The organism is Castellaniella sp., from assembly GCF_034007085.1.
Lineage (GTDB): Bacteria > Pseudomonadota > Gammaproteobacteria > Burkholderiales > Burkholderiaceae_B > Castellaniella.
In genome coordinates this window covers 1-14,013 of record NZ_JAVERO010000051.1, presented here as the reverse complement: position 1 = coordinate 14,013, position 14,013 = coordinate 1, and the positions used below count along the sequence as shown (strand labels likewise).

Here is a 14,013-nt window from a genome sequence, read left to right as displayed (position 1 = left end):
GCGGGGCGTGCCGTAGAAGTTGCCGTGGACCTCGGCCCATTCGAGCATATCGCCCCGGTCGCGCAGGGCCTGGAACGTTTCCACGGAGACGAAGCGATAGTGTTCCTGGTCGCGTTCACCGGGGCGCGGATCGCGGGTGGTGCAGGAAATGGACAGGACCAGGCTGGGATCCTGTTCCAGCAGGGCGTTGACCAGGCTGGACTTGCCCGCCCCGCTGGGGGCGACCACGATGAAGATATTGCCGGAAGACTGCGTCATGTCGGGTGTGTGTCAGCGTGCGGTGGATGCCGCATCGGGCTGGCCGAGTTCGGCCAGTGTTTCGGTATAGGCCTGAAGCCCCGTGCACAGGAAGACGATGGCGTCACCTGGATTCAGGTTGAAGAGCACGTCCTGAATCTGCTCGGATGCGTCGTCGCCATCGTGGATCGCCGCAACGCGGACATCGCCATCCCCTTGGAACTGCTCGGGCGGAACCAGGTCGGCGACCTGTTCGATGTCGGCGCTGCGCTGGGCCACGTAGACCCGGAATGGCAGGTCTTCCAGGGTGATATCCAGGACCAGCCCCCGGTCCAGATGGGCAATCAATCGGCTATCGAGTGGCATGGGCGTGGCGGAAGTGGCGAGTGGCTGATTATAGACGTTTTGCCTGGCCGGCCCAGGTTCAGGCAGCGCCGAATGTGGCCACGACCGGCGCGTGATCGGACGGCTTTTCCCAGCCGCGCGGGGTCTTGTCTACGTTGCATTCCCGGCAGCGTGCCGCAAGGTCGGGCGTGGCCAGGATGTGGTCGATGCGCAGGCCGGCGTTGCGCCGAAAGCCCATCTGGCGGTAATCCCACCAGCTGAAGGTGCGTGGTGGCTGATCGAACAGGCGAAAGGTATCCTGCAGCCCCAGGTCCAGCAGGGCGCGGAAGGCCTGGCGTTCGGGATCGGAGACCAGGATGCCCCCCGCCCAGGCAGCGGGATCGTGTACGTCCTCGTCGGCCGGGGCGACGTTGTAGTCGCCCAGAATCGCCAGGTCCGGGTGGTGGGCGATTTCGGCGTCCAGCCAGTCGCGCAGCGCCCGGAACCAGTCCAGTTTGTAGGCGTACTTGTCGCTGCCCACGGCCTGGCCGTTGGGGCAATAGGCGCTGATGACGCGCACGGGCCTGCCGTCCGGTCCGGACAGTGTGGCGGCGATGATTCTTTGCTGCGGGTCCTCGTAGCCGGGGATGTTGCGCTGCACGTCCAACAGGGGAGTCCGGCTCAGGATGGCCACGCCGTTGTAGGTTTTCTGTCCTGCCCAGCAGGCGTGGTAACCAGCATCCCGCAGGACTTCATGCGGGAATTTTTCGTCCGGCAGCTTCAGTTCCTGCAGGCACAGCGCATCGACCGGGTTGGCCTGCAGCCAGTTCAGGACGTGCCCCAGGCGGACATTCAGGGAATTGACATTCCAGGTGGCGAGTTTCATGTCGTTGGTACGTTCTTTGTTCATGCGGGTTCCGGGCTGCTGAGGCTGGCATTTATGGTAATGGGATTCCCTTTTCCGGATTCTTTGGGGGCCGACAAGCATAGCAGGGCAAGGTGGCGCACCCGCTTGTCGCTCGGGTTTTCGGCCCCTTGCGGACGCGCTGTTTGATCGGATTCAGGGATATTTCCGGGCGGGGGCTGCAAGAGGCGGCGGTGCCCTTTAGAATCTCCGGTTCGGGGAACCCGCATACATGCACATACAAAGGCCTGACATGAGCACACTCCAGAAAGAAGTCGATGAGCGCACCAGCCTGACCGGCACCAACCGGTTCGAACTGCTGTTGTTTCGCCTGGGCACGGACGCCGCACTGGGGCAATCCGAACTTTTTGGCATCAATGTGCTGAAGGTCCGGGAAATCGTGTCCCTGCCCACCATCACGCCGATCGCGGGTGCGCCGAAGTTCTCGCTTGGCGTGGTGCATCTGCGCGACCAGGTGATTCCTGTGTATGATCTGCCAGCGATCATCGGCTGCAAGCTGTCGGCCGCTCCGACCTTGATGCTGGTGACGGAATACGCCCGGACCGTGCAGGCGTTCACGGTCGAGTCGGTCGAGGACATTGTGCGTCTGGACTGGAACCAGGTCATCTCTGCCGAAAACACCGGCACGGGCCACAGCCTGATCACCAGCATTGCGCGTCTTTCCGAGGGGAACGGTGATGAGGCCCGCCTGGCCCAGGTGCTGGACGTCGAGGCCATCCTGCAGGCCATCACGCCCGAGGCCAACCGCCATCAGGTCGATCCTCGGGAAGTCGGCGACAAATTTGCCCTCAGGCCGGGCACCGTGGTGCTGGTGGCCGATGATTCTTTCGTTGCCCGCGCGCTCATGGAACAGACCCTCAAGGCCATGGACATTCCCTACGAGATGACCAAGTCGGGCCAGGAAGCCTGGGACCGCTTGAATGTGCTGGCTGCTGCTGCCGAGGCTGAAGGCAAGACGATCCACGACAAGGTCTGCCTGATGCTGACGGATCTGGAAATGCCTGAAATGGATGGGTTCACGTTGACGCGCAACATCAAGCAGAACCCTCGCTTCAGCGCCATGCCGGTGGTGATCCATTCATCTTTGTCGGGATCGGCCAACGAGAAACACGTGCGCAGCGTTGGTGCCAATGGCTACGTTTCCAAGTTTTCCGCCGAGGAATTGGCCGACACCATCCGCAAGACGTTGGCGCATTGATTGTTGACCGCTGGGCCGCAAGCCGGTAGAACGCCGCTTCGAGCGGGATGGGCCGGAGGCGCGGCGCGGGAATATTTTTCATAGGAGTGATCATGCAAGACATCGTTATCGTTGAAGCCTGCCGCACTGCCATCGGGGATTTCGGGGGGGCGCTGAAGGACGTGCCGCCCTGCGAACTGGGGGAAGTCGTGGTGCGCGGCGTGCTGGAACGCGCCGGGGTGGCGGCAGACGACGTGGGTCACGTCGTCTTTGGCCATGTGATCAATACGGAACCGCGCGACATGTACCTGTCGCGCGTGGCGGCAATGAACGCCGGCATCCCCCAGGCCGTGCCGGCCTTCAACGTCAATCGCCTGTGCGGCTCGGGTCTGCAGGCCATTGTGTCTGCCGCCCAGGTGCTGATGCTGGGTGATGCCGAGGTCGCCATCGGCGCCGGGGCCGAGAGCATGAGCCGTGCCCCCTACATGGCGCTTGGCCAGCGCTGGGGGTCGCGCATGGGGGATGCGCGCCTGGTGGATATGATGACCGGCGCCTTGTCCTGCCCGTTCGAAAAATATCACATGGGCGTCACCGCCGAAAACGTAGCGCAGAAATACGGCATCAGCCGCGAGGATCAGGATGCCCTGGCGCTGGAATCGCACCGCCGCGCAGCCCATGCCATCGAGCAGGGCTATTTCAAGCAGCAGATCGTTCCGGTCAAGCAGAAGACCCGCAAGGGCGAGGTCGTGTTCGATCAGGATGAGCATGTCCGTTTCGATGCCAGCCTCGAAAGCTTCAGCAAGCTCAAGCCGGTCTTTGCCAAGGAAAATGGCACCGTGACGGCGGGCAATGCGTCCGGCCTGAACGACGGTGCGGCCGCTGTGCTGCTGATGACCGCGCAGGCTGCCCAGGCGCGTGGCCTGACGCCCATGGCCCGCCTGGTGTCCTATGGCCATGCGGGCGTGGACCCGCAGTACATGGGCATTGGCCCGGTGCCGGCGACCCGGATCGCCCTGACGCGTGCCGGTCTGACCCTGGACCAGATCGATGTGATCGAGGCCAACGAGGCCTTTGCGGCCCAGGCTTGCGCGGTGTCTCGTGAACTGGGCTTCGATCCTGCCAAGGTCAACCCCAACGGCAGTGGCATTGGCCTGGGGCACCCGATCGGCGCCACAGGCGCCCTGATCACGGTCAAGGCCTTGCATGAACTACGGCGCGTCCAGGGCCGTCATGCGCTGGTCACCATGTGCATCGGCGGGGGGCAGGGCATCGCCGCAATCTTCGAGCGTCTCTAGTGGCGCGCTCCAGTGTGCTCGGCTGTTCGGCCACCGAGGCCGACCAGCCGACTCTGTCGGAAGAAGGCGGCATCCGCTACCTGCACTTTGATTCAGAATGGATCCAGGGGGCGATGCGCCTTGCGCGGCCGTCCGAACTGGTGCTCGCCTATACCCAGCAGATGATGGCCTGGATGCTGTTCGTACCATCCGGCGTGCGCGACCGTGTCGGTATTTTGGGCTTGGGTGCGGGTTCGCTGCTGCGCTTCACGTTGCGGCATACCCGCTGCCCGGTGGAAACGGTCGAGCGCAACCCGGCGGTCACCGCCTTGTGCCGGTCGTTCTTCCGGCTGCCGACCGGTGCGCGTTCGGTCATCGACCATGCCGACGCACGTGACTGGGTGGCCGAACCTGGGCGAGCGGGGCGTTACCGGGCGCTGATGGTGGATCTGTACGACAGCCGGGCCGAAGGCCCGGTGTGCGGCGATCCGGATTTCTATCGGGACTGCTACCGGATCCTGGACGAACCGGGGGTGATGAGTGTGAATCTCTTTGGCCGCCACGAAAGTTTCGAGGAAAACCTGCGCGGTATCCGCGCCGCCTTTGGGGGGCGCGTGCTATGCCTGCCCGAGATCGACGAGGGCAATACCGTGGCCCTGGCCTTCAAGGGCGCGGCGCTGGATCTGTCGCGTCAGGATTTGCTCGACCGGGCGCAGGCGCTGGAATCCCGTACCGGTTTGCCGGCGCGGCGCTGGGCGCGTTCGCTTGGGAACCTCTGAACAGGTTTCCTTGGGGGGCGAAGCTGATCCGATGTGTGATCAGTCTCGTTTCGGCGCTTGGCTGGAAGTTGTTTGACAGGCGCCAAAATAATTTATAGAATGTCTTTCTTTTCTGCAGGCGGTTAGCTCAGTTGGTTAGAGCGCTACGTTGACATCGTAGAGGTCGCTGGTTCGAATCCAGTACTGCCTACCAGGCCCCGGCCGTGGCGGGCCAGCCACGGTCCAGACAAACCGCTCGATCGACCGATCCGGCGGTTTTGTTTTTTTGCAACGTTTCGTGTGGGTTCCTGGTGTGCGTTCTTGCCTTGAATCCGGCAATTGTCTGTAGCAAATTGATTGTTGTCCGCCTGATTGCTACACTTGGCGGATTCTTTCCTGCACGGCAAATTCAGACTTTTCATCGACGCGGCGCAGGCCGCGTTTCGCATTTCAGGACTCGCTAAATGGTTTGCATCACCCTTCCCGACGGTTCGCAGCGCGAATTCGACCATCCTGTTTCCGTACACGAGGTCGCGCGAACTATCGGGACTGGGCTGGGCAAGGCGGCGCTGGCGGGCCGGCTGGCCACGGACGGCGGGCCGGCGCGGCTGGTGGATGTCAGCCACGTGATCGATCGGGATGCCGCCCTGAGCATCGTGACCGACAAGGACCCCGAAGGCCTGGAACTGATCCGTCATTCCACGGCGCACTTGCTGGCCTATGCAGTCAAGACGCTGTTTCCGGATGCGCAGGTCACCATTGGTCCGGTGATCGACAACGGGTTTTATTACGATTTTTCGTACAAGCGACCCTTCACCCCAGAAGACCTGCAGGCCATCGAAAAGAAAATGGCCGAACTGGCGCGCCGCGATGAAACCGTCACACGCGAAGAATGGGACCGCGATGAGGCCGTGAAATTCTTCCGTAGCATCGGCGAGACCTACAAGGCTGAAATCATCGCTTCGATTCCGGCCAACGAAAAGATCAGCCTGTACCGCGAGGGCGATTTCATCGACCTGTGCCGTGGTCCGCACGTACCGTCCACCGGCCGGCTGAAGGTCTTCAAACTGATGAAGGTCGCCGGTGCCTACTGGCGCGGCGACAGCAACAACGAAATGTTGCAGCGCATCTACGGCACCGCCTGGGCCCGCAAGGAAGACCAGGATGCCTATCTGCACATGCTCGAACAGGCCGAATTGCGCGATCACCGCCGCATCGGCCGCGAACTGGATCTGTTTCATTTCCAGGACGAGGCGCCTGGCCTGATCTTCTGGCACCCCAAGGGCTGGACGATCTGGCAGCAAGTCGAGCAGTACATGCGTCAGGTCTATCAGGACAATGGCTACCAGGAAGTCAAGGCGCCGCAGATCCTGGACCTGTCCCTGTGGAAAAAAACCGGCCACTGGGACAATTACCAGGAAAACATCTTCACGACGGAATCAGAGAACCGTGTCTACGGCCTCAAGCCCATGAACTGCCCGGGCCACGTGCAGATCTTCAATGCCGGCCTGCATTCCTACCGCGAACTGCCGTTGCGCTATGGGGAATTCGGCCAATGCCACCGCAACGAACCCTCTGGTTCGCTGCACGGCATGATGCGCGTGCGCGGCTTCACCCAGGATGATGGCCACATTTTCTGCACCGAAGACCAGCTTCAGGACGAATGCGCGGCCTTTACCCGTCTGCTGCAAAAGGTCTACGCTGATTTCGGCTTTACGGAAATCCTGTACAAGGTCGCCACCCGCCCCGAAAAGCGCATCGGTTCCGACGAGGTCTGGGACAAGGCCGAACAGGCCCTGAAAGACAGCCTGGACCTGTCGAATTGCGAATACGAGGTGTCCGAAGGCGAAGGTGCCTTCTATGGTCCGAAGATCGAATACACCCTGAAGGACGCCATTGGCCGGCACTGGCAGTGCGGCACCATCCAGGTGGACTTTTCCATGCCGCAGCGCCTGGGGGCTGAATACGTGGATGCCCAGGATCAGCGCCGCACGCCCGTGATGCTGCATCGGGCCATCCTGGGCTCTCTGGAACGCTTCATCGGCATGCTGATCGAAAACCATGCCGGGGCGCTGCCAGCCTGGCTGGCGCCCCATCAGGCCGTGGTCTGCTGTATCTCCGACAGTTCCGCCGCCTATGCCGAACAGATTGCCCGGGACCTGAAACAGCAGGGCCTGCGCGTGTTCGCCGATCTGCGGGGCGAAAAGATCACGCGTAAAATCCGCGAGCATAGCCTGCAGAAAATCCCGTATATTCTGGTCGTCGGCGACAAGGAACGTGATTCTGGCGCCGTGTCCGTACGTGGACGCGGCAATCTGGATCTGGGCTCGATGGCGGTGGCAGACTTCACCGCCCGGCTCAAGCACGAAATCTCGACTCGCCAGCAGGGGGCTGAACCGGCCCAGGCCTGATCGCCCTTTTTTTATCAACTCACAGGAGTTTTCGACATCGCAACCGAAAAGAAACACCGCGTCAACGGTGAGATCCGCATTCACGAAGTACGCCTGATTGGCGTGGACGGAGAGCAACTGGGCATTGTTCGCACGTCCGAGGCCTTGGCCATGGCCGAACAAAACGACATTGATCTGGTTGAAATCGCCCCTACGGCCAGTCCTCCGGTCTGTCGTCTGATGGACTACGGCAAGTTCAAATACCAGGAACAGAAACGCCAGCAGGAAGCCCGTGCCCGTCAAAAGGTCATCCAGGTCAAGGAAGTCAAATTCCGTCCGGGGACCGACGAAGGCGATTACCAGGTGAAACTGCGCAATCTGCGCCGTTTCATCGAGGATGGCGACAAGGCCAAGGTCACATTGCGTTTCCGTGGCCGCGAAATGGCGCACCAGGAACTTGGCATGCGCGTGCTCGAACGGGTGCGCGACGACCTGGGCGAAATGGTCCAGGTCGAAGCCATGCCCAAGCTAGAAGGCCGTCAAATGGTGATGGTGCTGGCACCGCGCAAAAAAGCCTGATGAGACGAGGTGGGCGGCGGTTCTGCGCGGACTGCTGCCGGTTGGATGCATCCGGATGCCTGGCAAGGCGCGGGTGATGTACAGTCTCGGTTGGAGGTGTCCAGGCGGGACACCCGAGGTATCACAGAGGCATTCATGCATTTTCTGTTCGTCATCGACCCACTGCCCACGCTGAAGGCCTGGAAGGATTCCTCTGTCGCCATCATGCGCAGCCTGGCGGCGCAGGGACATGGTTTCAGCTTTGCCACGATGGGCGACCTGTACATCCTTGAAGGTCGCGTGCAGGTGTCCGCCACTGCGATGCGCCTGCGTGTCAATGCCGACTGGCATGGTCATGACTGGTGGACGCAGGATGCCGCGCCGCGCGAATGCGCCCTGGCCGACTTCGACGGCGTGCTGATGCGCAAGGACCCGCCGTTCGACATGGAATACGTCTACGCGACGCACCTGTTCGATTATGCCGTGGCCCAGGGTGCACGCGTGTTCAATGCCGGGGTGGCCATTCGCAATCATCCGGAAAAGCTCGCGATCACTGAATTTGCGCAGTACACGGCGCCCACCCTGGTCAGCCGGGATATGGCGCGGCTGCGTGCCTTCCATGCGCACTACGGCGATGTCATCGTCAAACCCCTGGACGGCATGGGCGGCAGTGGGATTTTCCGCCTGCAGCCGGATGATCCGAACCTGGGCTCGATTCTGGAAGCCCTGACCGGCCTGGGCGAACGTACCATCATGGCGCAACGCTATATTCCTGAAATCCGCGATGGCGATAAGCGCATCCTGATCATCGGCGGCGAGCCGGTGCCGTTCGCGCTGGCCCGTGTGCCGCTGCAGGGCGAGACCCGCGGCAACCTGGCGGCCGGGGGCCGGGGCAGGGCGCAGCCGCTGTCCGAACGCGACTGGGATCTGGCCCGGGCCGTAGGCAGTCGCCTGGCCGGACGCGGTCTGCTGCTGATCGGCCTGGATGTCATCGGTGACTACATCACCGAAATCAACGTCACCAGCCCTACCTGTTTTGTGGAAATCACCGAACAGACTGGCTTTGACGTAGCGGGCCGTTTCGTCGAAGCCCTGGTCCACGCTGCGAGCACCTGATGGGCACCCGGATTGCCCTGGTCATGCACGACCCCCTGGGCGCAGCCTTTCAATCCTGCGCCCGGCACGTGCTGGGGCGCGAGCCGGACCTGACTGTCTTCGATGTTGCGCCTGATGCCGATCCGCCAGCCCAGACCGAACGTATCCTGGACTGGATGCGCGCATGCGCCCCGGACGAACCGATCCTGATCCTGTGCGATCTGTACGGGGCGACCCCGTTCAACATCGCGGCCCAGGTCCAGCGCCAGGCGCTGGAACAGGGTTACGTAGTGCATCTGCTCACGGGCACCAATGCCTGCATGGTCCTGAAAGCCTTGACAGAGCAGCAGGAAAACCCCGACTCTCTCAGCGAGCGCGTGCGCCAGGGCGCGCTGCGCGGTATCGTGAACACGGAACCTCCGTGTGATTGTTAGAAGTGAACAGCCCCTAGGAACCCATCTCCATGCCTTCCATCGATCTGGTGATTTCGAACAAGCTGGGATTGCATGCACGCGCAGCGGCCAAACTGACTCAATTGGCCGGGCGCTACCGCAGTGATATCTACATTGCCCGAGGGGCGCAGCGTGTCAATGCCAAGAGCATCATGGGGGTCATGATGCTGGCGGCCGGCCTGGGCGTCACCGTCAGGATCGACGCCCAGGGCGAGGATGCCGCCCAGGCGCTGGCCGACATCCAGGCCTTGTTCGAGGGCCGTTTCGGAGAAGCCGAATAGGGCCTTGCCGCGCATGAATTCGCCGGAACCTGCTTCAGCAACGATTTCTTCCACGCTGTGCCTGTACGGCCAGGGGGTGGTGCGTGGCTACGCCATCGGTCGGGCGGTGGTCATGAGCGCCGCTGCGCTCGAGGTCGCTCACTACCACATCGCCAGCCAGGACATCGAATCCGAGCAGCAGCGCTTCACTCGCGCGGTGGACGCGACTGTGCGCGAACTGGGCCAGATGGCCGAAGACCTGCCGGCCGATGCTCCGCGTGAACTTGGCGTGCTGCTGTCCGTGCATGCCATGCTGCTGCAGGACCCGATGCTGACGCAGTCAGTCTGCCAGCTGATTGCGGAGCGTCAGTACAACGCGGAATGGGCGCTGACGACCCAGGGCCAGATCCTGGTAGAGCAGTTCTCCCTGATGGAGGATGCTTACCTGCGTGAGCGCGGCGGGGATGTGCGCCAGGTGATCGAGCGCGTTCTGCGGGTGCTGTCCGGTTCGGGGCACTGGCTGCCCAACCTGGATGCCGTGGATGTCGATGGCAGCCTGATCGTGGTGGCGCGTGATATTTCCCCGGCGGACATGATGCGGCTGCGCGGCGGGCGGTTCGGTGCCTTCCTGACGGATCTGGGTGGGGCCACTTCGCATACAGCCATCGTGGCGCGCAGCATGAACGTGCCGGCCGTGGTCGGCATGGGTCTGGTACGCACCTTGGTGCGCGACGGCGACCGGCTGATCGTCGATGGACTGAACGGTCTGGTTCTGGTCAATCCCTCGGATGTCGTGCTGCAGGAATACCAGGAACGTCAGGCGGCTTTTCTGCGCGAGCGCGACGAACTCAAGGCGCTGCGTTTTGCGCCGGCGGTCACGCTCGATGGCATCCAGATCCGCATGGAAGCCAACATCGAATTGCCGGAAGAGGCTGCCGATGCGCTGGCGGCCGGTGCCGAGGGCATAGGTTTGTTTCGTAGCGAATTCCTGTTCATGGGACGCCCCGATCTGCCGACCGAAGAAGAACAGTACGCGGCCTATGCCTCGGTCGTGCGCGCCATGGAAGGCCGGCCGGTCACCATCCGCACACTGGATATTGGTGCCGACAAGACGCTGGATGGCGAAGTGACCGTCGCGACCAATCCAGCGTTGGGCCTGCGCGCGATCCGTTACTGTCTGGCCAACCCGGAAATGTTCAATACGCAGTTGCGGGCATTGCTGCGCGCCGCCGCGCATGGGCCGATCCGGGTGCTGTTCCCCATGGTGTCTCACATGCACGAGATCCATGCCGCCCGCCGCGCCTTGGCGCGGGCGGCCGAAGAACTGCGCGCCGAGGGCCTGCCCCACGATGCTGCCGTGCAGGTGGGCGCCATGGTCGAGATTCCCGCCATCGCCATCGCCATCGAACCCTTTGCCGAAGCACTGGATTTCCTGTCCATCGGCACCAATGACCTGATCCAGTACGTGCTGGCGATTGACCGGGGGGACACCGATGTCGCGTCCCTGTATGATCCGATGCATCCGGCGGTGCTGCGCTTGATCGCGCATACCATCAATGTGGGCGAGCGGGTGGGCAAGCCCGTATCGATCTGCGGTGAGATGGCCGGCGATGTGCGTGTCACCCGCATGTTGCTGGGCCTGGGCCTGACCGGGTTTTCCATGCATCCGCAGCAATTGCTGGACGTGAAAAAGGAAATCCGCAAGGCGCATTCAAATGCGCTGCGCGTCAAGGTCGCCTCGGCCTTGAATCGGGCTGAACGCATCGACCTGTCCACGCTGGAGACCTGATCCGGTACCCTGGGCCTACCTGGATTCCTGGTTCGACGGTTCGTTGGTAGAATGGACTGGCGGTAATACCCAGGTTTTCGACCCCGATATTCCCAGGCCCTTTCTTGCGACTCGACCCTTTCCCTCGCACAGTGCGGCAGAAGGCCTCGCTGGCCTTCATGTTGGTGGTGTTGCTGGCCATTGGCAACGTTTCCATCGTCCAGTTCCTGTTGCGGGAAAGCGATGGTGTTGCCGCCACTTTGAACGTGGCGGGCAAGATGCGCATGCTGGGACAGCGCATCGGCCTGGAAGCCCTGGCCGCGAATCGGCTCGCAGATCAGACTGAACCCGCATCGGCCGACTTGTTCACCGCGTTCGAGGCCGCGCATGACGCGCTGCGCCTTGGCGGGCGCGTGTTCGATCTGGATATCCCCGCCGTGCCGGCATCCTTGGCGCCGCAGTTGCAGGATATCCGCCAGGCCTGGGATCAGTATCGGCATATCGTCAATGCGCTGCCTGGTGCGCTGTCCGACGAGCGCAAGGCCGTGGCGGACCTGACACGGACCAGCACCGATCTACTGGCCCGGACCGAAGCGCTCATGGACCGGCTGGTCATCCAGGCCAGGGAAGTCCAGCGTCGTGCGCTCTACAGTGCCTATGCGTTGTTCGCCCTGGACATCCTGCTGCTGGGGCTGGCCGGCTGGGTGGTATCGCGGCGGATCCTGCATCCCATCCACGCCCTGGTGCAGCAGTGCCGGGCCTTGGCGGCGGGGGACTACAGCGCCCGTTCGTCGCTGCCGCCGGGCGACGAACTGGGCGAGCTTGGCCAATCGCTGAATGATTCTGCAGCGCATATCGGGCAGTTGCTGCGCGATATCGAGCAAGAACATGCGGCGCTTGCGGATGCCCAGGCCATGTTCGAGGGCCTGTCGGACAATACCGTGGCCGGCATCTACATGGTCGATGAAACCCTGCGCTTCATTCATGCCAATGCGCGGTTGGCCGAAATCCTGGGCTATCCGCAGGCGGTCCTGGCCGACGGTTTTCCCCTGGATCGGGTGTTCGTCGGCCGGGATTGCGAAATCGTTCGTGCCCAGGTTCTGGACCGGCTCCAGGGGCGGGTGACCCATACGCGCTATGAATGCACGGCGCGGCGCGCTGATGGTGATCCCATCGAACTGGAAATCTTTGGGTCCTTGATGAGCCTGCATGGTCGGCGAACCTTGATCGGCATCATCTTCGACATCACGGAACGCAAGCGTGCGGAGGCTTCTGCGCGGCGGGCGGCCCTGGTCTATGCGCATACCAGCGAGGCCATGGTCGTTACCGATGCCGATGGGGTCATCCAGGACGTGAATCCCGCGTTCACGGCGGTGACCGGCTATGGCCCGCAGGATGTGCTTGGGCGCACCATGAACGTGCTCAGTTCGGGACGTCACGACAAGGATTTCTACCGGGCGATGTGGGCGGAATTACAGGCAACCGGGCGATGGAACGGCGATATCTGCAATCGGCGCAAATCCGGAGAGGAATACGTCGAACGGCTGTCGATCAATACGTCCTACAACGAAGACGGCAGCGTCAATTGTCACATCGGTCTGTTTTCCGATGTGACTGAAAAACGCCGTCGCGAGGCGACGATCTGGCATCAGGCGAATCATGATCATCTCACCCAGCTGCCCAATCGCCAGATGTTCGAGGAAAACCTGCGGCGCAGCATCGAGCATACCCGCCAGGGGGGACTGCCATTCGCCCTGGTGTTCCTGGACCTGGATTTCTTCAAGGATGTCAACGATTCCCTGGGCCACGAGGCGGGCGACCACCTGTTGCGCCTGGTGGCCCGGCGCCTGAGAGAATCCGTGCGCAGTTCCGATCTGGTGGCGCGGCTGGGTGGGGATGAATTCACGCTTCTGGTGCGTGACCTCCAGAATCCGGATGACATCTTTCCACTGGCAGACAAGGTGCAGGATTTATTGTCCCAGCCTTTCTCCCTGGGTGAACACACTGTGCGGATCTCTGCCAGCATGGGGGCTGCCATCCACCCAAGAGACGGGGACAATGATCGCGAACTGCTGCGGGCGGCTGATCTGGCCATGTACGCCGCCAAGGAAGAGGGCCGCAATCATTTTCGCGTCTATTCGGTCGAAATGCGCGGGCTGATGCCCGCGCACACCTCGCCTCAGTCCGGGTAGGCTGTTTCCCCGTGTTCTGCGGCGTCCAGGCCCTGGCGTTCTTCGTCAGGTGCGGCCCGCAGCCCGATCAGGCGATCGACCAACAGGGCGCAGACCCCTGCGCTGAGCGCCGCCCATGCCAGGCTGACCAGCACCGCCTCGGCCTGCAGCCAGACTTGATGCAGCAGCGCGCCCAGACCGGCCGGTCCCGGGCCGCCAAGGTCGGCGGAATAGAACACCCCGGTCAGGATGGCGCCGACCATGCCGCCCACGGCATGGATGCCGAAGACATCAAAGGCGTCGTCGATGCCCAGCCGGCGCTTCAGGCCGCTCACTCCCCAGAACGCGGCCCAAGAGGCCAGTATGCCGATCGGCAGTGAGGCTCCCGGCGCAACCAGGCCGGCTGCCGGTGTGATGCCCACCAGCCCGGCGATGGCCCCAGAGGCTGCACCCAGCAGCGAAGCCCGTCCCTTCAGGATCCGTTCGGCCAGTGCCCAGGCCAGCACGCCGCTGGCGGCGGCCAGCAGGGTGTTGACGACAGCCAGGACGGCCTGCGCATTGGCGGCCAGTGCAGAACCGCCATTGAAGCCGAACCAGCCGATCCACAGCAATGCGGCTCCGGTC

At 62.7% G+C, this 14,013-nt stretch carries 14 protein-coding genes and 1 tRNA gene; 11 read left to right on the top strand and 4 right to left on the bottom strand.

What is annotated here, in order from left to right; translation table 11 throughout:
* The 3 genes from RBR29_RS06480 to xth all read right to left on the bottom strand — a co-directional run.
* The coding region (locus RBR29_RS06480; protein ID WP_320348146.1) for a GTPase at positions 1-258 on the bottom strand (258 nt) is incomplete at its 3' end.
* Positions 259-270: 12 nt separating this feature from the next.
* On the bottom strand, positions 271-603 hold the full coding sequence (locus RBR29_RS06475; protein ID WP_320348145.1) for a hypothetical protein: 333 nt from the start codon (positions 601-603) through the stop codon (positions 271-273).
* Positions 604-661: 58 nt separating this feature from the next.
* Positions 662-1,447 carry an exodeoxyribonuclease III gene (gene xth, locus RBR29_RS06470; RefSeq protein WP_320348148.1) on the bottom strand — a complete coding sequence of 262 codons (786 nt, stop codon included), beginning with the start codon at positions 1,445-1,447 and terminating at the stop codon, positions 662-664.
* A 271-nt stretch (positions 1,448-1,718) separates the two neighbouring features.
* Between xth and RBR29_RS06465 the strand changes: the two genes are divergently transcribed.
* The 11 genes from RBR29_RS06465 (at position 1,719) to RBR29_RS06415 (ending at position 13,410) form a co-directional block, all read left to right on the top strand.
* Complete coding sequence (locus RBR29_RS06465) at positions 1,719-2,684, top strand: chemotaxis protein (protein WP_320348144.1); 966 nt, start codon at positions 1,719-1,721, stop codon at positions 2,682-2,684.
* Positions 2,685-2,776: 92 nt separating this feature from the next.
* Entirely contained in the window at positions 2,777-3,958 is a 1,182-nt protein-coding gene (gene bktB / locus RBR29_RS06460; RefSeq protein WP_320348143.1) for a beta-ketothiolase BktB, read from the top strand.
* Positions 3,958-4,716, top strand: coding sequence for a spermidine synthase (locus RBR29_RS06455; protein WP_320348142.1), 759 nt, complete (start codon positions 3,958-3,960; stop codon positions 4,714-4,716). The genes bktB and RBR29_RS06455 overlap by 1 nt, the downstream gene beginning before the upstream one ends.
* Positions 4,717-4,832: 116 nt before the next feature.
* A tRNA-Val gene (locus RBR29_RS06450) sits at positions 4,833-4,909 on the top strand.
* A 250-nt stretch (positions 4,910-5,159) separates the two neighbouring features.
* The gene (thrS, locus tag RBR29_RS06445; protein WP_320348141.1) at positions 5,160-7,106 is read left to right on the top strand and encodes a threonine--tRNA ligase; all 1,947 of its coding nucleotides are present in this window, start codon (positions 5,160-5,162) and stop codon (positions 7,104-7,106) included.
* A gap of 36 nt (positions 7,107-7,142) precedes the next feature.
* Entirely contained in the window at positions 7,143-7,664 is a 522-nt protein-coding gene (gene infC / locus RBR29_RS06440; RefSeq protein ID WP_320348147.1) for a translation initiation factor IF-3, read from the top strand.
* Positions 7,665-7,799: 135 nt separating this feature from the next.
* Positions 7,800-8,759 (top strand): glutathione synthase, encoded by a 960-nt coding sequence (gene gshB / locus RBR29_RS06435; RefSeq protein WP_320348140.1) that lies wholly within the window; start codon positions 7,800-7,802, stop codon positions 8,757-8,759.
* Positions 8,759-9,172, top strand: coding sequence for a PTS sugar transporter subunit IIA (locus RBR29_RS06430; RefSeq protein WP_320348139.1), 414 nt, complete (start codon positions 8,759-8,761; stop codon positions 9,170-9,172). The genes gshB and RBR29_RS06430 overlap by 1 nt, the downstream gene beginning before the upstream one ends.
* A gap of 29 nt (positions 9,173-9,201) precedes the next feature.
* Positions 9,202-9,471 (top strand): HPr family phosphocarrier protein, encoded by a 270-nt coding sequence (locus RBR29_RS06425; protein ID WP_320348138.1) that lies wholly within the window; start codon positions 9,202-9,204, stop codon positions 9,469-9,471.
* Positions 9,472-9,484: 13 nt separating this feature from the next.
* Positions 9,485-11,239 (top strand): phosphoenolpyruvate--protein phosphotransferase, encoded by a 1,755-nt coding sequence (gene ptsP / locus RBR29_RS06420; RefSeq protein WP_320348137.1) that lies wholly within the window; start codon positions 9,485-9,487, stop codon positions 11,237-11,239.
* A 104-nt stretch (positions 11,240-11,343) separates the two neighbouring features.
* Positions 11,344-13,410 (top strand): diguanylate cyclase, encoded by a 2,067-nt coding sequence (locus tag RBR29_RS06415; protein ID WP_320348136.1) that lies wholly within the window; start codon positions 11,344-11,346, stop codon positions 13,408-13,410.
* On the opposite strand, the gene RBR29_RS06410 is transcribed toward RBR29_RS06415, so the two are convergent.
* Positions 13,398-14,013, bottom strand: a 616-nt coding sequence (locus RBR29_RS06410; protein WP_369293020.1) for an ammonium transporter, incomplete at its 5' end; no start/stop codon positions are given. The genes RBR29_RS06415 and RBR29_RS06410 overlap by 13 nt on opposite strands.